Source organism: Silicimonas algicola (assembly GCF_003148765.1).
GTDB classification, from domain to species: Bacteria; Pseudomonadota; Alphaproteobacteria; order Rhodobacterales; family Rhodobacteraceae; genus Silicimonas; species Silicimonas algicola.
In genome coordinates this window covers 36,808-56,295 of record NZ_QGGV01000010.1, presented here as the reverse complement: position 1 = coordinate 56,295, position 19,488 = coordinate 36,808, and the positions used below count along the sequence as shown (strand labels likewise).

18 protein-coding genes are annotated in these 19,488 nt (G+C 66.4%); 15 read left to right on the top strand and 3 right to left on the bottom strand.

What is annotated here, in order from left to right; translation table 11 throughout:
• Positions 1 to 43 precede the first annotated feature (43 nt).
• The 11 genes from C8D95_RS17840 (at position 44) to C8D95_RS17790 (ending at position 10,386) form a co-directional block, all read left to right on the top strand.
• On the top strand, positions 44 to 2,128 hold the full coding sequence (locus C8D95_RS17840) for a dipeptide ABC transporter ATP-binding protein (protein WP_109760560.1): 2,085 nt from the start codon (positions 44 to 46) through the stop codon (positions 2,126 to 2,128).
• 13 nt (positions 2,129 to 2,141) lie between these two features.
• Positions 2,142 to 3,299: an MFS transporter gene (locus C8D95_RS17835; RefSeq protein ID WP_109760559.1), complete on the top strand. Its 1,158-nt coding sequence runs from the start codon at positions 2,142 to 2,144 to the stop codon at positions 3,297 to 3,299.
• Positions 3,300 to 3,348: 49 nt separating this feature from the next.
• Entirely contained in the window at positions 3,349 to 4,323 is a 975-nt protein-coding gene (locus tag C8D95_RS17830) for an alpha/beta fold hydrolase (RefSeq protein ID WP_109760558.1), read from the top strand.
• A gap of 45 nt (positions 4,324 to 4,368) precedes the next feature.
• Positions 4,369 to 5,157 carry an exodeoxyribonuclease III gene (locus C8D95_RS17825; protein WP_109760557.1) on the top strand — a complete coding sequence of 263 codons (789 nt, stop codon included), beginning with the start codon at positions 4,369 to 4,371 and terminating at the stop codon, positions 5,155 to 5,157.
• Positions 5,158 to 5,290: 133 nt separating this feature from the next.
• Entirely contained in the window at positions 5,291 to 6,799 is a 1,509-nt protein-coding gene (locus C8D95_RS17820) for an FAD-binding oxidoreductase (RefSeq protein ID WP_109760556.1), read from the top strand.
• A complete protein-coding gene (locus C8D95_RS17815; protein ID WP_109760555.1) occupies positions 6,796 to 7,200 on the top strand; it encodes a DUF4383 domain-containing protein in 405 nt (134 codons plus the stop codon). Before C8D95_RS17820 ends, C8D95_RS17815 begins: the two co-directional genes overlap by 4 nt.
• Positions 7,197 to 8,246, top strand: coding sequence for a hypothetical protein (locus C8D95_RS17810; RefSeq protein ID WP_109760554.1), 1,050 nt, complete (start codon positions 7,197 to 7,199; stop codon positions 8,244 to 8,246). The genes C8D95_RS17815 and C8D95_RS17810 overlap by 4 nt, the downstream gene beginning before the upstream one ends.
• Entirely contained in the window at positions 8,230 to 8,553 is a 324-nt protein-coding gene (locus tag C8D95_RS17805) for a hypothetical protein (protein WP_241239764.1), read from the top strand. The genes C8D95_RS17810 and C8D95_RS17805 overlap by 17 nt, the downstream gene beginning before the upstream one ends.
• 68 nt (positions 8,554 to 8,621) lie before the next feature.
• On the top strand, positions 8,622 to 9,539 hold the full coding sequence (locus C8D95_RS17800; protein WP_109760553.1) for a thioredoxin family protein: 918 nt from the start codon (positions 8,622 to 8,624) through the stop codon (positions 9,537 to 9,539).
• 26 nt (positions 9,540 to 9,565) lie between these two features.
• The gene (locus C8D95_RS17795) at positions 9,566 to 10,207 is read left to right on the top strand and encodes an LON peptidase substrate-binding domain-containing protein (RefSeq protein WP_109760552.1); all 642 of its coding nucleotides are present in this window, start codon (positions 9,566 to 9,568) and stop codon (positions 10,205 to 10,207) included.
• Positions 10,204 to 10,386 (top strand): Trm112 family protein, encoded by a 183-nt coding sequence (locus C8D95_RS17790; protein WP_109760551.1) that lies wholly within the window; start codon positions 10,204 to 10,206, stop codon positions 10,384 to 10,386. The genes C8D95_RS17795 and C8D95_RS17790 overlap by 4 nt, the downstream gene beginning before the upstream one ends.
• A gap of 4 nt (positions 10,387 to 10,390) precedes the next feature.
• Here the strand turns inward: C8D95_RS17790 and C8D95_RS17785 are convergent, their stop codons facing one another.
• The gene (locus C8D95_RS17785) at positions 10,391 to 11,608 is read right to left on the bottom strand and encodes an FAD-dependent monooxygenase (protein ID WP_206508394.1); all 1,218 of its coding nucleotides are present in this window, start codon (positions 11,606 to 11,608) and stop codon (positions 10,391 to 10,393) included.
• A gap of 82 nt (positions 11,609 to 11,690) precedes the next feature.
• Between C8D95_RS17785 and C8D95_RS17780 the strand changes: the two genes are divergently transcribed.
• The 3 genes from C8D95_RS17780 (at position 11,691) to C8D95_RS17770 (ending at position 17,099) form a co-directional block, all read left to right on the top strand.
• Entirely contained in the window at positions 11,691 to 13,013 is a 1,323-nt protein-coding gene (locus C8D95_RS17780; RefSeq protein WP_164721533.1) for an amidase, read from the top strand.
• A gap of 182 nt (positions 13,014 to 13,195) precedes the next feature.
• A complete protein-coding gene (locus tag C8D95_RS17775) occupies positions 13,196 to 14,374 on the top strand; it encodes an aminotransferase class I/II-fold pyridoxal phosphate-dependent enzyme (protein ID WP_109760549.1) in 1,179 nt (392 codons plus the stop codon).
• 13 nt (positions 14,375 to 14,387) lie between these two features.
• The gene (locus C8D95_RS17770) at positions 14,388 to 17,099 is read left to right on the top strand and encodes a DNA translocase FtsK (protein WP_109760548.1); all 2,712 of its coding nucleotides are present in this window, start codon (positions 14,388 to 14,390) and stop codon (positions 17,097 to 17,099) included.
• Here the strand turns inward: C8D95_RS17770 and C8D95_RS17765 are convergent.
• A complete protein-coding gene (locus tag C8D95_RS17765; RefSeq protein WP_109760547.1) occupies positions 17,044 to 17,994 on the bottom strand; it encodes a GNAT family N-acetyltransferase in 951 nt (316 codons plus the stop codon). The two genes, C8D95_RS17770 and C8D95_RS17765, sit on opposite strands and share 56 nt — an antisense overlap.
• Before the next feature lie 284 nt (positions 17,995 to 18,278).
• Here C8D95_RS17765 and C8D95_RS17760 point away from each other — a divergent pair, with 284 nt between their 5' ends.
• Positions 18,279 to 18,884, top strand: a complete 606-nt coding sequence (locus tag C8D95_RS17760) for a LolA family protein (RefSeq protein WP_109760546.1) — start codon at positions 18,279 to 18,281, stop codon at positions 18,882 to 18,884.
• Between the two features lie 18 nt (positions 18,885 to 18,902).
• On the opposite strand, the gene C8D95_RS17755 is transcribed toward C8D95_RS17760, so the two are convergent.
• Positions 18,903 to 19,487, bottom strand: coding sequence for a transglycosylase SLT domain-containing protein (locus tag C8D95_RS17755; RefSeq protein ID WP_109760545.1), 585 nt, complete (start codon positions 19,485 to 19,487; stop codon positions 18,903 to 18,905).
• Position 19,488 lies beyond the last annotated feature (1 nt).

The window sequence follows — 19,488 nt, the reverse complement described above, 5'->3', positions numbered from 1 at the left end:
CGCGATACCGACGCAATACCGACGTGATACCGAAAGGCCGAACATGACCGATCCGGCGACCGACGGCCCCATCCTCGAGATCGACAACCTCTCGATCAGCTTCTTCACCCGCCTCCGCGAAATTCCCGCGGTGATGGACTTCTCCTGCACCGTCATGCCCGGCGAAGCCCTTGGCCTCGTTGGTGAATCCGGCTGCGGCAAATCCACCGTGGCGCTTGGCGTCATGCAGGATCTCGGCGTCAACGGCCGCATCGTCGGCGGAACCATCAAGTTCAAGGGCAAGAACCTGAACGACATGACCGACGCGCAGCTCCGCGATATCCGCGGCAGCGAAATTGCCATGATATATCAAGAGCCTATGGCCTCCCTGAACCCAGCCATGAAGATCGGCCGGCAGCTCATGGAAGTCCCCATGATCCACGAAGGCATCGGCGAGAAGGAGGCTCGCAAACGCGCCCTGGAAGTCGTCACCGACGTCCGCCTCCCCGACCCCGAAAGGGTGCTCGACAGCTATCCTCACCAGCTCTCCGGCGGCCAGCAGCAGCGCATCGTCATCGCCATGGCGCTGATGTCCAAACCCTCGCTCCTGATCCTCGACGAACCCACCACCGCCCTCGACGTGACCGTCGAAGCCGCGGTCGTCGACCTCGTGAAGGACTTGGGCCGCAAGTACGGCACCTCGATGCTTTTCATCAGTCATAACCTGGGGTTGGTCCTCGAGACATGCGACCGGATCTGCGTCATGTACTCGGGCGAAGCAGTCGAGCGCGGCTCGGTGGCGGACGTTTTCGACCGGATGCGCCACCCCTACACGCAGGCGCTCTTCCGCTCGATCCCGCTTCCCGGCGCCGACAAGACCGCCCGCCCGCTAGTCGCCATTCCGGGCAACTTCCCCCTGCCGCACGAACGCCCGCCGGGCTGCAACTTCGGACCCCGCTGCACCTACTTCATGCCCGGACGCTGCGACGCGCAGGACATCCCGATGGAGCAGGTGGACGGCGACGACCGCCACGCCACCCGCTGCATCAGATGGAACGAGATCGACTGGTCGGCACCACCGAAGGCGAGCACGGGCGAGCGGGCGACCGAACCGGGGCGCGTGGTGCTGAAGGCTGATAACCTGAGGAAATACTACGAAGTCTCCGCCAACGCCCTTTTCGGGAGCGGCGGCCAGAAGGTCGTCAAGGCCAACGAAACTCTCTCCTTCGAGGCCCGCGAGGCCGAGACTCTGGCCATCGTCGGAGAGTCCGGCTGCGGCAAGTCCACCCTCGCCAAGGTGCTCATGGGGCTCGAGACCGCGACCGACGGCCAGATCCATCTCGACAACGCCGAGATCCAGAACACCCCGATCGAGAAGCGCGATACCCGCACCGTCTCGTCGGTACAGATGGTGTTCCAGAACCCATTCGACACGCTCAACCCCTCGATGACCGTCGGACGCCAGATCATGCGCGCGCTCGAGGTCTTTCGCATCGGCGCAAGCGAGGCCGAGAGGCGGACGCGGATGCTCGAACTCCTCGACCTCGTCAAGCTGCCCCGCGCCTTCGCCGACCGGATGCCGCGCCAGTTGTCTGGTGGCCAAAAGCAGCGCGTCGGCATCGCTCGCGCCTTCGCAGGCGGCGCGCGCATTGTCGTCGCGGATGAACCGGTCTCGGCCCTCGACGTCAGCGTGCAGGCCGCCGTCACCGACCTTCTGATGGAGATCCAGCGCACACAGAGGACGACGCTTCTCTTCATCTCGCACGACCTGTCCATCGTGCGCTATCTGGCCGACCGCGTGATGGTCATGTACCTCGGCCACGTCGTCGAGATCGGGGACACCGCGCAGGTCTTCGCCCCGCCCTATCATCCCTATACCGAGGCGCTACTCTCCGCCGTCCCGATCGCCGACACCAAGGTCCGCAAACGGCACGTCGTTCTCGAGGGCGAGATTCCCTCGGCCATGAACCCGCCGCCTGGATGCCCGTTCCAGACCCGCTGCGGCTGGAAGCCCGTCGTGCCCGGCAACCTGTGCGAGACCGAGGCGCCGCCTCTGAAGGACGTGGGCGAGGGTCACCGCATCAAGTGCCACTTGCCCGACGCCACACTTCGCGCCATGGAGCCTGTGATCCAGATCGCGGCAGAGTAGGCCAGCCCCCCAAATGACAATCAATCCGCGCGGGCACGCCGCCCGCATCATGGCGGCCTTCGCGCTCCACGCCTCGGTGGTGGGCGGCCTGTTCCTCAGGTTGCCCGAGATACAACTGGACCTGGGGCTGTCCGAGGCCGCCTACGGTCTGGTCCTCCTCGGGATGCCGGTCGGCGTCGTCCTTGGCTCGATCATGGTCGCGCCGCTCATTCAGGCGCGTGGTCCACGCCAGGTTCTCGTCTGGGGCCTTCCCATGACGGCGGCTGCGCAGATCCTCTGCGCTCTCTCTCCCTCGGGGCTGGCGCTGGCGGTGTCGCTCTTCCTCCTTGGCGTGGCGTTCAGCACAGGCAACGTCGCCATCAACGTCGAAGCGGACCGTTTCGAGACGGCACACTCGGGTCGGATCATGAGTCGCTGTCACGGGTGGTGGGCCGTGGGCTTCCTCGTGACCACCCTCGTCGCAACCCTGCTGGTCCGGGAAGCCATCTCGCCGTTGACGCAGTTCGTCTGGCACACGGTCGTTCTGACCCTCGCTGCCGCTGCGGTCCTTGGAACGATGCCCGTAAGCACGAACGGAGGAGACACTGGTCCCGCCCGCCGCTTCGCGGTTCCCGGACCGGCCATCCTTGCCATAGGTGCCTTCGCTGCGGCAGGCGTCCTGATGGAGGGCGCGACCCGGGGCTGGGCAGTGATTTATGCCCGCGACACCTTCGGCGCGACCGACTGGGTCGCCGCGCTGGCCCTGCCTGCTGTGGTCGCCACGCAGACCGCCGGACGCTTTGCCGGTGATCGGCTGGTGGCGATCTATGGCACAGTTCGCACAGCCCGAGGTTTCGCCGTGATCCTTTTCCTCGGTACCCTGGCCGTCGTGGCAGCGCCGACGCTGCCGCTGCTGATGGCGGGGCTCCTCCTCATCGGCGCGGGGATGTCGACCGTCCAGCCGCTGGCCTTCGCAGCCTCCGCCCGCGCGCCCGGCCGACCTGCCGCCGAGAACGTGGCGGCCTACTCGACGATCTCGACCCTCATCGGCTTCGTCGGTCCGTCTGCCTTCGGCGCGCTGGCCGAAGCGATCGGCCTTCGCGCGACCTTCGCTCTTGCCCTGCCTCTGCCGATCCTCGCCATATGGTTCGCCTCCTCTCTCCTGCCTTCCCGAACGGCGGGGCAGGGGTGACGCAGGCGGGGAGGGTTTCAAGGATGAACGTGAAAACGGAGTAGGGGACGTGCTGAAGCTCATCTTGCGCATCGCCGCAGCACTGGTCGTCGCTCTCGCCCTGCTGCTGGCCGGGTCTCGCTTCGCGGCAGACCGGCGCGAGGTCGACGAGGCCGCCGCGCTGACCGTCGAGGGCAGCCGCATGATCGGGACGCCGCTCGGCGTCATCCATGTGGTCGAGCGCGGGCCAGAGGACGGCGTTCCCGTCCTACTCGTCCACGGCGCGGTCGGCTGGTCGGGAATGTGGGTGGATACGCTCGACGTTCTCGCCGCAGAGGGCTACCGCGCCATTGCCATCGATCTGCCGCCCATGGGGCTGTCCGAGAGGTCGGACCGGACCGACTACAGCCGCCAGGCGCAGGGTCTGAGGATCCTCGCCACTGTCGAAGCGGAGGGCATGACACCGATCCTCGTCGCCCACTCCTTCGGCGCGGGCGCGGTGGCCGAGGCGATGATCGCAGACCCCGACACCTTTCGTGGCGCCGTGATCGTCGACGGCGCGCTGTCCCTCGGGCAGGACGGCACCGGACGGACGCTTCCTTGGTACCTCGCGTGGGCAGGCATGCGAGAGACGGCTCTCGCGGCCAGCGTTCTGAACCCCAAGCTTTCGGCCTGGCTCTACAAGCGGTTCCTCTATCGCAAGGACGCGCTGACGGAGGCGCAGCACGACCTTTTCCGTCATCCCCTCACACGCAAGGGCACCACGCCCGCCATGGCAGCCTGGCTTCCGACGCTTCTCATCCCGCCGCGCGGCGCGCGCAGCACCGACGCCGCGGCCTATGCCGACCTCGACCTGCCGGTCTTGCTCATCTGGGGAACAGAGGACACCGTGACACCGCCGCGAGAAGCCGACCTTCTGTCGACGGCCCTGGGCGGCGCGCCGGTCACCTGGCTTGAAGGCGTAGGTCATATTCCGCAGGTCGAGGAACCCGCCGCCTTTCATGCCGCGCTTGTTGCCGCCATCGACGGGCTCTCCCGACCTTGACCTCGGTCCGCCAAGCCCCCATCCAAGCCCCGGGAGGTCGCCAGAATGCCATTTACCGTCGCCACCTGGAACATCAACTCGGTCCGCCTGCGCGAGGCCCTCGTCAGCCGTCTGCTGCAGGAACACGCGCCGGATGTGCTTTGCCTCCAGGAATGCAAGTCGCCGGTCGAGAAGATCCCGCTCGAGATCTTCGGCAGCCTTGGTTACCGCCACATGGTCGCTCGGGGCCAGAAGGGTTACAACGGCGTCGCCATCCTTTCGAAGACCCCGCTCCTCGACGCCGGACACCGCGACTGGGCCGCACTCGGCCACGCCCGTCACGTCGCGGCGACGCTCGAGAACGGGGTGACGGTCCACAACGTCTATGTCCCGGCCGGGGGCGACGAACCCGACCGCGAGGTCAATGTGAAGTTCGGGCAGAAACTCGACTTCCTGACCGAGATGCGCGACCACTTCCACGCCGACGCGCCGCAAAAGTCGATCCTCGTCGGCGACCTGAACATCGCCCCGCGCGAGGACGACGTCTGGGACCACAAGAAGCTTCTGAAGATCGTCAGTCATACCCCGATCGAGGTCGAGCATCTGGCGCAAGCGCAGGAGTCCGGCTCCTGGGTCGATGTCACGCGACAGGACATCCCCTCGGGGCTGCTCTATTCCTGGTGGTCCTACCGCGCGCGGGACTGGGCGGAAGCCGACCGCGGACGCCGTCTGGACCATATCTGGGCCACGCCGGACATCGCCACGGCGGCGCACTCCAGCCGCGTCCTGCGTGATGCGCGTGGCTGGGACCAGCCGTCGGACCACGTCCCGGTTTTCGCCACATTCGACCTTTAGCGGCAGGAAAACTGTTGCAGAACGTGAACATGAAGCCGCCGCGGAAAGGTGCGCCGACAGCCCGCTGTTGACGCTAGGTCGCGACAGCGCGTCAGTAGACGCCGGGGGATGCTCCGGCCGATGGAGTAAAGGCATGAGCTATCCAGGCGTGAGGGGGCAGCTGACGCGCAGGACGATCCTGTTCGGCACGGGCGCAGCCGCGGGCGCCTGGGTCGGGGGTCGCTACTCCAGCAATGTTCCCTCTGTCGCAGGAACCTCGCTTCTCGGGCCGACCGGTGCCCAAGGGACGCTGAACGACGCGAGCCTCCTGAACGAAACGCCCGTGTTCCGGCACACGATCCTACGCGACAATCCGGGCGACCAGCTTCTGGCGCATCTGCGCCGCGAGATGGACGAGGCCCGTTCGGAAGGCAGACCCTTCAACGTCGCCGCGGCACGCCACAGCATGGGGGGGCACACCATACCGCCCGAGGGTCACGCCGTCACCTTCGACAACGGCCTCGTCGAACCCGATCAGCGCAACGGTGTCTACCGCGTCCACCCCGGCGCACGCTGGAGCCAGGTCATCGCGCAACTCGACACCGTTGGGATGAGCCCCAAGGTCATGCAGTCGAACAATGATTTCGGCGTCGCCGCGACCTTCTGCGTCAATGCCCACGGCTGGCCCGTCTCGCACGGCCCGATGGGATCGACGGTCCGCACCATCTACATGCTCCGCCCGGACGGAGAGCTTCTGCGGGTGTCGCGCGACGAGTTCGCTGACCTCTTCGGGATGACCATGGGCGGCTACGGCCTGACCGGCGCCATCGTCGACATGGAGGTCGAGATGGTCCCGAACCGCCGGCTCGTGCCCACGTTCCAAGAGATGCCCTCGCGCGACTTCGCCGCATATTTCGTCGGAGCCATCGAGGCGGGCGATGTCAGCATGGCCTATGGTCGACTGAACGTCGACCGAGCCACCTTCTTCGAGGATGCGCTGATGATCACGTTCCGCGATGCCGAAGATCAGACCGAACTCCCTCCCGCCAGCGGGTCGGGTTTCGTCAGCCGCGCCGCCGCACGGGTATTCCGTGCGCAGGTCTACAACGAGACCGTGAAGAACATCAGGTGGGGAATCGAGACGCGGCTTGGCCCCCTCGTCGCGGGCGGGGCGGTCACGCGGAATTCGCTTCTGAACGAGCCCGTCATCACGCTCGACGACCGGGACGACCAGCGGACCGACATCCTGCACGAGTACTTCATCCCGCCCGACCGTTTCGCCGACTTCATCGACGCCTGCCAGGACGTCATTCCGTCGTCTTACCAGGAGATGATGAACATCACCCTCCGCTACGTGCAGGCCGACCGCGAAAGCGTGCTGTCCTATGCCCCCGGCCCGCGCGTCGCCTGCGTCATGCTGTTCAGCCAGGAAATGACCGAGCGCGCCGAGATCGACCACCGCCGCATGACCCGCGACCTGATCGAGCGTGTGCTTGATCTGGGCGGGACGTATTACCTGCCCTACCGTCCCCACGCGACGCCCGATCAGTTCGCGCGCGCCTATCCCCGAGCGCAAGAATTCGTCGAGCGCAAACGCGAACTGGACCCGAACCTCGTCTTCCGCAACATGTTCTGGGACAATTACCTGGAGGCACTGGCATGAGCTTGTGGCAGAAGGCCGCACTGGTCTATTTCGTCATCCTCCTGGGTGCGGCGTCGCTGAACTACATTCCCGGCGCGACGGATGAGAAAGGCGTTGCATTCGGGGTCTTCGCGCTGGACCTCTTCGACGACGCGCTCCACCTCGCCTCGGCCCTCTGGGCACTCGTGGCGGCGCTCGTCTCGTCGCGGGCCGCGCGCACGTTCCTTATCCTGTTCGGGGTACTCTATCTGGGCGACGGTCTTCTCGGGCTGGCAACGGGATCGGGATACCTCGACTTCGGCATCTTCACCAACGGTGTGCAAAGTCTGCCTTTCACCTTCCGGATCCTCGCGAACCTGCCGCACATCGGCCTTGGCGCGGCCGCCCTCATTGCCAGCCTGGACTGGAGCCGCCGGGCATGAGGATCCTGTGGCGCTGGACGAAGCGCCTTGTCTTCGGGCTTTTCGCTCTCGTTCTCCTCCTTCTCTTGCCCGTCGGATATGTCGAAGTGGCCTGCACCGGCGAGGCGCAGACGGGTGAGTCCTACGTTCCCCTCGTCGCGCCCGAATGGCGGCGACCGGAAAGCCGGACGCTGACGACCTATCCCGAATGGCACATCGTTCATGCCTACGACGACTATGCCCGCGTGATCGCCACCGGCGACCCCCACGACTTCAGCTACCTGCGCGCTATCGCCGGGTTCTGGACGTCGCTTTGCCCGCTAAAGGCGCAGGCGGACGGCATGGGCGGGATGACGGGCGACCAGAAGATGACGATCTACACCATCGGCGTCAGCTTCACCGCCGAGCTTCTGGCCAAGGCCGCCTACGAGGAAACGCTCGGGCGACTTGCCACGCTTGTGCGTGGGCCCGAGCGCGCGCCGCTCGACGACGTCAGCGCGGACCAGGCCGCGCGCTATGCCGCGTTCCTCCAGCAGGTGTCCTGGTACAAGTGGGACTTTCGCGCCGACGTCGACGAATTGCGATCCAAGGGTGGCGACAGTCTCCGCGACCGCGAGCGGCGCGTGGCCCTCGGCCTCGAATACCGCGCCAAGGCAGCCTATGCCCGGCAGATCGAGGCGGCCGTCGCGGGAATGGGAGAGGACGCCTTGCGGATGCGAAGTGTCGTCAGCGGCCTGACCCCCGAAAACCTTGAGGGCATCGACGGTGTGACGGTGGTCAGCAAAAGCGCAGGCGGCATCGAGATCGAGACGGACCGCTATCGCGCCTTCACCCGGATCGCGGAGCGTATCGCACAAGCCGGTGGCGACTTCATCGAGATCGCAGGCAACGACGACATCCTCTTCACGGCGCTCTCGTCCGAGCCTGCATTCGACGATGCCCTCTTCTCCTTCCCTCTGCAGGCAAGCGCGGACCATCGCCACCTCGTCCTGACCCCCGTCGCCGACCTTGCCAACAGGCTGCGACAGCCCGGCAGCCTGAAGATCGAGCATGTCCACGATTATTAGACGCGTCCTTCTGGCTGTGCCGATCGTCCTCGTCGCATGGGTCGGTGTCATGGCGCTTGTGATGCGGGTGTCGGACGCAGCCCCTGCGGCGGTCGTCCCCATGCCCTCGGCGCGGCTCATGGCGGCGCTGCCCGACGAGGCCGCCATCGTCGATCACGGCAGGATGTCCGTCACCTTCGCGAATCGCCCCGGCCTCGCGGCCGACCTCTATGCGGCGGGGGCGCGACTGGTCCTTCCGGCGGGACTGAGAGGGTGTCTTCCGCTTTCGGAAGAAGGTCGGGCCGGACTGAACGCGCGCGACGGCTGATCCCGACCCCTTGGTTATTCGCCTCGCGATCGCATATAAGGCGCGACGTCAGACATGCGGGGAATGTGATGCTTGAACTCAACGCCAATGCCGCGCCGGCCGCCGGCGCCGACCTGATCAAGGACAGCACCGAAGCGACCTTCATGGCCGACGTCGTCGAGGCCAGCCGCCATGTGCCCGTCATCGTCGACTTCTGGGCGCCGTGGTGCGGCCCGTGCCGCCAGCTCACGCCGGCCATCGAAGGCGCCGTCAGAGACGCTCGCGGCGCGGTAAAGCTGGTCAAGATCAACGTGGATGAAAACCAGGGTATCGCCGGCCAGCTTCGCGTCCAGTCGATCCCGACCGTCTACGCCTTCTGGCAGGGACAGCCGGTCGACGCGTTCCAGGGCGCGCTTCCTGCCTCCGAAATCAAGCGCTTCATCGAGCGGCTGATCCAGACCGCGGGCGGCGAGGCGGACGGCGGCCTGTCGGAAGCCATCGAAAGCGCGGAGACGATGCTGTCGGAAGGCGCCGCCGCGGACGCAGCCCAGGTCTTTGCCGCGATCCTGCAAGAAGACCCCGCCAACGCGGCGTCCTACGGCGGCCTCGCCCGCGCGTATCTGGCACTCGGTCAGACCGACGAAGCGGCGGCTCTCATTGACAACGCCCCCGAGGGCATCGCGAAGTCGCCCGAGCTTGAGGCCGCGCGCGCGCAACTCGCCCTTGCACGGCAAGCGGCGAACGCGGGCCCGGTGAACGAGCTTCGCGCCGCCGTAGAGGCCGACCCGGCCAATCAGCAGGCCCGCTATGACCTTGCCCAGGCGCTTCACGCTTCGGGCGACATCGCCGGCGCGGTGGATCACCTTCTGGAATCCTTCCGTCGCGACCGTGAGTGGAACGACGGCGCCGCAAAGAGCCAGCTCTTCACGATCTTCGAGGCGCTGAAGCCGAATGACCCGATTGCGCTGAACGGTCGAAGAAAACTATCGTCGCTGATCTTTGCCTGAGCGGGGGAGAGGGCTAGGTGCCATATATGCTTTCGGCATCGGACCTCCCCGACACCATACCCGTCTTCCCCCTGCCTGGCGCGCTTCTTCTGCCGCGAGCGCGACTCCCGCTTCACATCTTCGAGCCGCGCTACCTCGCCATGATCGAGGACACCCTGAAGACGCCCTCACGGCTGATCGGGATGATCCAGCCCCGCGATGGGCAGTTCGATGGCGGACCCAAGCTCCAGGCCATCGGATGCGCCGGACGGCTCACCGCCTTCTCCGAGACCGAGGACGGCCGCTACATGATCACCCTCTCGGGGCTTTCGCGGTTTCGCGTGCTGGAAGAGGTCGACGGCTTCACCCCCTACCGGCGATGTCGGGTGTCCTGGTCCGGCTTCGAGCGCGACATGGGACCTGTCGAGCACGACAAGGGACTGGACCGTGACCGCTTTTTCCCGTTGCTGAGGAGCTTCTTCGATTTCGAGGAGCTTCGGACCGACTGGGATTCTCTGCGCGACGCCGAGGACGAGTTGCTCATCAACTCGCTGTCGATGCTCTGTTCCTTCGAGCCCGAGGACAAGCAGGCGCTTCTGGAGGCGCCTTCGCTGACGACGCGGCGCGAGACCCTCGTGACCCTGATCGAATTCGCCATGCGCGGCGGTGGAGAGGAGATCCTTCAATGAACGAGACGCAATCCTTCGACCGCCGGATGCTCGAGGCGCTGGTCTGCCCCGAGACGCGCGCGCAACTGACCTATGACGCCGAAGCGCAGGAGCTGATCTCGAAGGCCGCGCATCTGGCCTACCCAATCCGAAACGGCATCCCCATCATGTTGGTCGACGAGGCGCGCAAGATCGAGTGACGCCTCAGAGCGGCCGGCCCCGCATCAGACGGGGCAGGTCGCCAGTCAGGCCCGCCGCTTCGCGGATCAGTCCGCGACGCAGAACGGGGACGGCGTTGGCGATGCCGAGGCCGATGTCCCGCGCGGCTCTCAGGAGCGGATTGTCGTTCGAGAACAGTCGATTGAATGCATCCGTGGCCGCCGCAAGCGCCGCGACGTCGAAGCGGCGCCAGGCGGCATAGCGTTCAAGAACCTGCGGCCCGGCGATGTCCTCGCCCCGCCGCCGGGCATCTGTCAGGACCTCGGCAAGTGCTGCCACGTCCTTGAGCCCGGCATTGAGGCCCTGTCCCGCAATCGGATGGACGACATGCGCCGCGTCGCCCACCAGCGCGACGCGGGGCGCGATGAAGCGGTCGGCAAGCGACAGGCCCAGAGGGTAGGTGAACCGCGCTCCCGAAAGGGAGATGTCGCCCAAGAAACTGCCGAAGCGCGGGCGCAGGACGCCGAGATAGGCCTCGTCGTCCATCGCCTGGATTTCGGCGGCGCGCTGCTCTTGCTCGCTCCAGACGATGGAGGAGCGATTGCCGGACAGCGGCAGGATCGCCAGCGGACCGGGCGGCATGAAGAACTGGTGTGCGACGCCCTCGTGCGGTTTCGCATGCGAAACGGCGCAGACCAGCGCTGTCTGTCCGTAGCCCCAGCCAGACCGCTTGATGCCTGACAAGGACGCGACGCGGCTGGCCTTGCCGTCGCAGCCGACCAAAAGCCTCGCCCGCCGCGACGTGCCGTCGGAGAGGTGGACGGTGACGCCCGAACCGTCGGCCTCGAAGGCCTCGACCCCGGCCTCGACCTGCTCGACCCCTGCAGCCTCGGCCGCGCGAAGAAGCGCGGGGCGCAAGTGGCGGTCCTCGACCATGAACCCCATCGGGCCCTCCTCGATCTCGGCGTGATCGAAGACGAGCATCAACGGCGACGGGCCCTCGCCCGCGCGGCCGTCAGTGACCTTGATGCCCAGGATGGGCTGCACCGCGTCCAGCCCCTTCCAAACGCCGAGCGCGTCGAGAGCGCGCTGCGAGGAGATCGCCAGGGCATAGGATCGTCCGTCGAAGCCGTCATCGCCCCGCGCTGTTGCGGGCTGGGGATCGGCGAGCGTGACGGCGAACCCGCCCTGGCGTGCCGCCAAGGCCATCGAAAGGCCGTTCAGGCCGCCGCCTGCGATCAGGATGTCGGTGTCGAAGGTCATGCATGTGAATATGGCCGGACCCCCGGCATTGTCCATGCGCCCGCCTGCCGCTACCGTCGCGGCGATTGGCGGAGGACGACGAATGCGGGACTGGCTTGGGATGAGCGCGGGCGATCTGGGTCGCGGCATCGAGGCGGGACGGATCGACCCCCGCGACCTCGCGCGAACCTTCCTCGACGCCATTGACGGCCACCGCTTCGCGGCCCGGATCTATGCCCGCACGACGCCTGATCGCGCCAGCGCCGAGGCCGCCGCTGCCGCCGACCGCGCGAAACGGGGGCTGAGGCGAGGGCCGCTCGACGGCGTGCCGATTTCCTGGAAGGACCTCTTCGACACCGCGGGCGTCGAGACCGAGGCGGGGTCGGCGCTCCTGAAGGGTCGAGTGCCGGACCGCGATGCGCGCGTCCTGACGGCTGCGACCCGTGCGGGTCTCGTCTGTCTGGGCAAGACCCACATGACGGAGCTGGCGTTTTCCGGTCTGGGCCTCAATCCGATCACCGCCTCGCCCCCCTGCGCAAACGACGAAGCCGCCGTGTCGGGAGGATCCTCGTCGGGTGCGGCGACGTCGGTGGCTTTCGGACTCGCCCCGGCCGCCATCGGGTCGGATACGGGTGGGTCGGTCCGCATCCCCGCCGCATGGAACGACCTGGTCGGCCTGAAAACGCGCCATGGACGACTGTCGCTGGACGGGGTCGTACCGCTTTGCCCCAGCTTCGATACCGTCGGACCGCTTTGCAGGACCGTCGAGGATGCGAGCCTTCTTCTTGCGGCGTTGTCCGACGGCAAGTCCGCCGATCTCTCGAACTCCAGCCTGTCCGGCGTTCGTATGCTCGTGCTCGAGACCGTGGCCTTCGACGACATCGAAGACACGCCCCGCGTCGCGTTCGAGGCCGCCGTCGAAACCCTTGGGACAGCGGGTGCCGAAATCCTGCGCGGCACCGTCCCTCAAGTGGCCGAGGCCATGCCGCTTTCCCGCATCCTCTTCGCGCCCGAGGCCTATGGCACGTGGCGCGAGACCATCGAAGGCAACCCCGACGTCATGTTCCCCGAGATCCTGGAACGCTTCCGAGGCGGTCGCGAGATCCTGGCCTGGGAGTACGTCGCGGGCTGGCAGGCATTGAAGCGGCTCCGGGCTGAGTATGCGGCTTCCGTCGCGGGCTTCGATGCCGTGATCCTTCCGTCCTGCCCGATCAGGCCGCCAAGCGCGAAGACGCTTGCGACGGACGGGGAGGCCTACAAGACTGCCAACCTGATGACGCTTCGAAACACGCGGATCGCGAACCTGATGGGGCTGGCGGCGGTGACGCTGCCGACGGGAACACCCTCCTGCGGCATCACGCTTCAAGGTCCGGTCGAAGAGCGCCTGCTTCGCGTCGCCGCGGCTGTCGAACGCGCGCTTTCCTGAGGAATCGCCTGGTCGGAGCGGTCTGTGCCCTCGAGACGTCCGGCGACGGCAGGGTCAGGAACCCAAAAGCCACATCACGGTCCAGGCACCCCGGAAACTCGGGCGAAAACCGTGGACCACGGGCGGGCCTCACGATATTGTTTTCCCAAACGGGGCGTTACGACCCTGACCTTGAGGCAGAGATGGTGTTTCCCGAGCGGTTCTCGAACCTACCGGCTTATGCGTTCCCGCGCCTGCGGGCGCTTCTCGACGTCCATGAACCGGGCGGCGACATCCTTCACATGACCATCGGCGAGCCGCGGCACGCCTTTCCGGCCTTCGTGGCCGACATCATCCTGCGCGAGTCGGACGGCTTCGGAAGATACCCCCCGAACGACGGCACCCCCGAACTTCTCGACGCCATCTCGGACTGGATCGGCCGCCGCTTCGGCGTCTTGGTCGGCACCGACCGCATCGTGATGCTGAATGGCACCCGCGAGGGGCTCTACAACGCCGCGATGGCGCTTTGCCCCGAACGAAAGAACGGCGGTCAGCCCGTCGTGCTGATGCCGAACCCGTTCTATCAGGTCTACGCCGTCGCCGCCCTCTCCGTAGGTGCCGAGCCACGCTATCTGCCCGCCAAGCGCGCGACAGGGTTCCTGCCCGATTTCACCGCCGTCGACGCCGAGACGCTTGACCGGACCGCCATCGTCTATCTGTGCTCGCCGTCGAACCCTCAGGGTGCCGTCGCCTCGCGCGAGTATCTCCGCACCTTGATGGGCCTGGCAGAGAAGCACGACTTCCGCATCTTCGCCGACGAGTGCTACTCCGAGATCTGGCGCGACGCTCGGCCGACCGGCGCTCTCGAAGTGGCGTCCGAAATGGGCGCCGATCCCGAGCGGGTGCTCGTGTTCCATTCGCTCTCCAAACGGTCGAACCTCGCCGGTCTCCGGTCGGGCTTCGTCGCAGGCGGCCCCGAGAGCATCCGTCGCATCAGCCAGCTTCGCGCCTATTCCGGCGCCCCGGCTCCTCTGCCCCTGCAACGCGCGGCCGAGGCGGTCTGGAGGGACGAGACCCACGTCGAGGAAAGCCGGCAGCGCTACGTCGCCAAGTACGATATTGCCGACCGCGTCTTCGCGGGCATCGAGGGCTGCGGCGCACCGGAGGGCGGTTTCTTCCTCTGGCTGCCGGTCGACGACGGCGAGGCGGCGGCACTGAAACTCTGGCGCGAGACGGGCGTGCGGGTGCTTCCGGGCGCTTACCTCTCGCGTGAGGTCAACGGGGACAACCCCGGCAAAGGCTACATTCGCGTCGCGATGGTAGCCGAAGAACAAGAAATGCAGCGTGGATTGGAGCGGATCCGCGACTGTCTATTCAAGTGAGGGAATACGAGGCATGGCGTACCAGGCAAGACAACGCGACCCCCTGTTCGACAGCGACACCCAGGCGATCATCGAGCGCCGAGGGAAAGAGCTGATCGGGCTGACCCTTCTGGGTCTGGCCTTCCTGGTCGCGTTGGCGCTTGGCTCCTATTCGCCCGACGATCCGAACTGGCTGTCGTCGACCGAAGAGCCGGCGCAGAACCTCCTTGGCCCGCTCGGAGCCGCCTTCGCCTCGCCGCTGTACGTCATCGCGGGCTACGGAGCCTGGGCCATCGCTGTGGTCTTCGCGGTCTGGGGCGTGCGCTTCGTCGTCCACCACGGTGAAGAGGGCGCTTTAAGCCGCCTGATCTTCGCGCCGATCGCGGTCGCGATGGTCTCGGTCTACTTCTCGACCCACGTCCCGGGCGATGGCTGGGAACACTCCTTCGGGTTGGGCGGCCTTTTCGGGGACACGGTCCTTGGAGCGATCCTTGGCGTCCTTCCCGTCTCGCCCGGCGTGGGGCTCAAGATCGTGGCGGTCGCGCTTTTTGCCGGAAGCATCGCCATGATGGCCTTCGCGCTCGGCTTCGACCGCAAGGAGCTTTGGACCTATACGCGCTATCTCACCGGAGGCCTGATCCTGATCTACCATGGCATCCTGTCGCTTCTGGGACGCGGTGCCATGGGCGGGTTGCAAGCTGCGAAGTCCGCCCGCGCCCGGGCTCGTGAAGCGCGCGTCGAGGCTCCCACGAACGAGAGCACCAGCGAAGCCGTGCTTAAGGCCAGCCGTCTGTATCGCGACACTCCGCAGAAGGGCGGGCTTCTGGACCTCATGCCGTCGCTTTTGAAGCGCCGCGACGCGAAGCCCGTGCAGATGGACGGGGTCGAGCCGACCGACCGCGTGAGCGCGCGTATCGCCGACGCGGTCAAGAACCGCGTCCGCCGGCCGGATATGGCGGTTCGGGACGAGCCGCCTCTCAGCCGGATGGCCGAACCCCGCATCGCCATGCTGGACGAGGACGGCGAGATCGCCGAACTGGCCGCACTCGACGCGCAGTACAACAGGCTCGAGCATGATGGAGTGCTGAGCTCGGCAGGTGAGGCGGGCTTCTCGAGCGCCCGCAACGCAACGCCCGAAGCTCGTGCGAAGGTACAGCACGCTGTCAGGAAGCCCGCGCCCTCGCGTCGCGCGATGGCCGAAGCGCAACCCTCGCTTTTCGGCGAGGAGGGCGCATTCGAGATGCCGCCCCTCAGCCTTCTGACCGACCCTTCGACGATCGTGCGTCATCACCTGTCCGACCAGGCGCTGGAGCAGAACGCGCGGATGCTCGAAAGCGTGCTCGACGACTATGGCGTGAAGGGCGAAATCGTCAGCGTTCGCCCCGGCCCAGTCGTCACGATGTACGAACTCGAGCCCGCGCCCGGTCTGAAGGCGAGCCGCGTCATCGGTCTGGCCGACGACATCGCGCGCTCGATGTCGGCCCTCTCTGCACGCGTCTCGACGGTGCCCGGACGGTCGGTCATCGGGATCGAACTGCCGAACGAGAACCGCGAGATGGTCGTCCTGCGCGAGATGCTGTCGTCCCGCGACTATGGCGACGGAAACCATCGCCTGTCTCTCGCGCTTGGCAAGGACATTGCCGGCGACCCGGTCATCGCGAACCTCGCCAAGATGCCCCACCTTCTGATCGCGGGCACCACCGGCTCGGGCAAGTCGGTCGGCATCAATACCATGATCCTGTCGCTTCTCTACAAGCTGACGCCCGAGGAATGCCGCCTCATCATGATCGACCCGAAGATGCTGGAACTCAGCGTCTATGACGGCATCCCGCACCTCCTGTCGCCTGTCGTCACCGATCCGAAGAAAGCCGTCGTGGCGCTGAAGTGGGTCGTGGGCGAGATGGAGGACCGCTATCGCCGAATGTCCAAGATGGGCGTGCGCAACATCGAGGGCTACAACGGCCGTGTCCGCGAGGCCCTGAGCAAAGGCGAGCTGTTCTCGCGCACAGTGCAGACAGGCTTCGACGATCAGACCGGCGAACCCGTGTTCGAGACCGAGGAATTCGAGCCCCAGACCCTACCCTATATCGTCGTCATCGTCGACGAGATGGCCGACCTGATGATGGTCGCTGGCAAGGAGATCGAGGCCTGCATCCAGCGTCTTGCGCAGATGGCACGTGCCTCGGGCATCCACCTCATCATGGCGACGCAACGGCCTTCGGTCGACGTCATCACCGGCACCATCAAGGCCAACTTCCCGACTCGGATCAGCTTCCAGGTCACCTCGAAGATCGACAGCCGCACCATCCTGGGCGAGATGGGGGCCGAGCAGCTATTGGGTCAGGGCGACATGCTCTACATGGCGGGCGGCGGGCGCATCATCCGCGTCCACGGCCCCTTCGTATCGGACGAGGAGGTCGAGGAGGTCGTCAACCACCTCAAGAGCTTCGGCGCGCCGGATTATGTGTCGTCGGTGCAGGAGGGCCACGACGACGACAACGCCTCCGAGATCGACGCTGTCCTGGGCCTGACCGGGGGCAACTCGGACGGGGACGACGCGCTTTACGACCAGGCGGTGCAGATCGTCATCAAGGACCGCAAATGCTCGACTTCATACATCCAGCGGAAGCTCGCCATCGGCTACAACAAGGCGGCGCGCCTCGTCGAGCAGATGGAGGATAACGGCCTCGTCACGCCCGCGAACCATGTGGGCAAGCGGGATATTCTGGTGCCCGAGCCCGCTTGATGACGGGAAAGCGGGGCAGGCCGATCCATGTCCCGCCCGTTCTGACCGGCATTGCGCCCGTCCCCAGCTTGAACCGTGCCAATCCCGGCGCGGTTTCCGTATCGACAAGCCCGAGATCGAGGACGCTGACGCCGTCGTCTGACAGTCGCTGCGCCGCCTCCCACAAGAGCAGGTTGTGCGCCGACAGGCGCCGCCCTTCGCCGCCGCTCCAGCCGATGTGATAGGTGGCACGTGTCCCGTGGCTCAGAACGAGGATGGCGGCGACCCTTTCGCCCCTGAAGTGCGCAATCGTCAGCCGCACCGACCGGGGGTCGCGCGCCATCCAGGCCGCCAGGAAAGCGGGCGGAAGCGCACGGAACCCTTTCCGCCTCTGCTGTTCCCGGTCTAGCCCGACGAGCCAGCGCAGATCATCGCCCCGCCGGCTTCGCAGAAGCGTTACCCCTGATGCTTCGGCGGCGCAGAGCCTGTTGCGCCATTTGCCGTGAATGCGGGCGCGCATGTCGGGACCGAGGCGCCACTCGGCCACAGTCGCAGGCGTCATCGCAGCAAAAAATCCCGCAGACCGAACCGCTCCGGCATCATTCGCGTGCGGCGTCACCAGAGCGATCCCGCGCGTCTCGCGCCGCAGAACCCGCAGGACGTCGGCCCGGAGGCCGTCATCGGATTCACCGGTCCAGAGCGGACCGCGTCCGAAGAGCGTCGTCCTGACCCCGATCCTGCGTCCTATGCCCTGCGCGATGGCGATCGTGTTCGGTCCCTCCCGCACCTCGAGGCGCAGGACGTCCGCTCCAAGAGCCTCGGCCGCAGCGCCATAGCTCCACGACTGCTGGAACGGGGCGTCGGCGGAAAGCCGGTGCCAGCGGTCGCGCGAGACAGAATGAAGCGTCAGTGCCATCGCGCCGTTTAACCACGTCTTCACCTAAGGCGGCATTAATGGCCGCATGCCCCGCTCGCAGCGCATCGTCTTGGGAACCCATGCGCCTTCGTCCCGTGCGACACGCGGGCTGATCCTGGTTTCCGGCGCTGTCGCGGGTCTCGGTGCGTCGCTTGGGGTACTCGTGGTTTTGGGGCTGGTGCGCCTTGCGAGTTAAGCCGCGACGCGCGGGTGATATGGCCTAACACTAGCGATATCCCCACCTTCCGCCTATATCCACCCCGAGCAGAACGGAAGGCACGACCATGCACCGCAGAACATTCCTTGCCGCGACCGCAGCTGCCGCGGCGCTGGCCGCGACGCCCGCCCTCGCCGACAAGCTGTCGCTTCAGGCGATCTCGGACTACCTGAACGGCATCACTTCGGCGAGTTCGGATTTCACTCAGGTGAACGACGACGGCTCGCTGTCGACCGGCACCTTCTACCTGAACAGGCCGGGTCGGATGCGTTTCGAATACAACCCACCCGAGCGGCTGTTGGTCGTTGCCGGCGGTGGCGAGGTGGGGGTCTTCGACGGCAAGTCGAACGTTTCGCGCGCCGAGAGGTATCCGCTTGTCCAAACGCCCCTCAGCCTGATCCTCGAGCGCACTGTGGATCTCGGCCGCCGCAACATGGTGACCGGACACGACTACGACGGCACGGCGACGATCGTTACGGCTCAGGATCCGGCACATCCCGAATACGGCTCGATCCAGATGAAGTTCACCGCCGACCCGGTCGAGCTGCGTCAGTGGATCGTGCGCGACGGGCAAGGGGCCAAGACGACAGTCATCCTGGGCCAGCTCGCCAAGACGGACTCGCCGTCCGCGCGTCTTTTCGACATCGACCGTGAGGAGGGGCAGCGCCGCTGACGGGCGCTGCCGAAAGGCTCAGATCATGCCGCAGCTGCGAAGCTGCGTGTCATAGAGGATCGCGCGCGCCGCGACCTCGTCCGAGACCCGCAGAAGCCAGCTTTTCTGCATATGGCTCCCGCGGCGATACCCGTTCCGGCCCTCGTGGTAGGCCAGGTACTGATTGCGCGCATCGCCCAGGGGAATGCCGAGGTCGGCGTAGGATTGCTGGAAGTACCAGCCCATGAAATCGGTGGCGTGGTCGATGTCGTCGCGCCGCGCGCTCCGCCGGCCCCTGTCGGACTGATATTCTTCCCACGTCCCGTCCAAGGCCTGGCTATAGCCGTAGGCCGAGCTTTGGCGGCCCATGGGAATGATCCCGAGGGCGTACTCGTAGGGCGTCTGCGCGTTACCGACGAACTTGCTTTCCTGATAGATGGTCGCCATCTGGACGGCGACCGGCACGCCCCACTGGCGTTCGGTCCGCTGCATCGCCGGAAGGTAGTTGGGTCGCTGCCTGACGATGGAACACGCGTTGTCCAGGTCTCTCGGAGCCGAGGTGTTGTCGCCGCCGCAAGCGGAGACGAAGAGAACCAGGATCAAGGCGCGAAGAGGTCTGCTCATG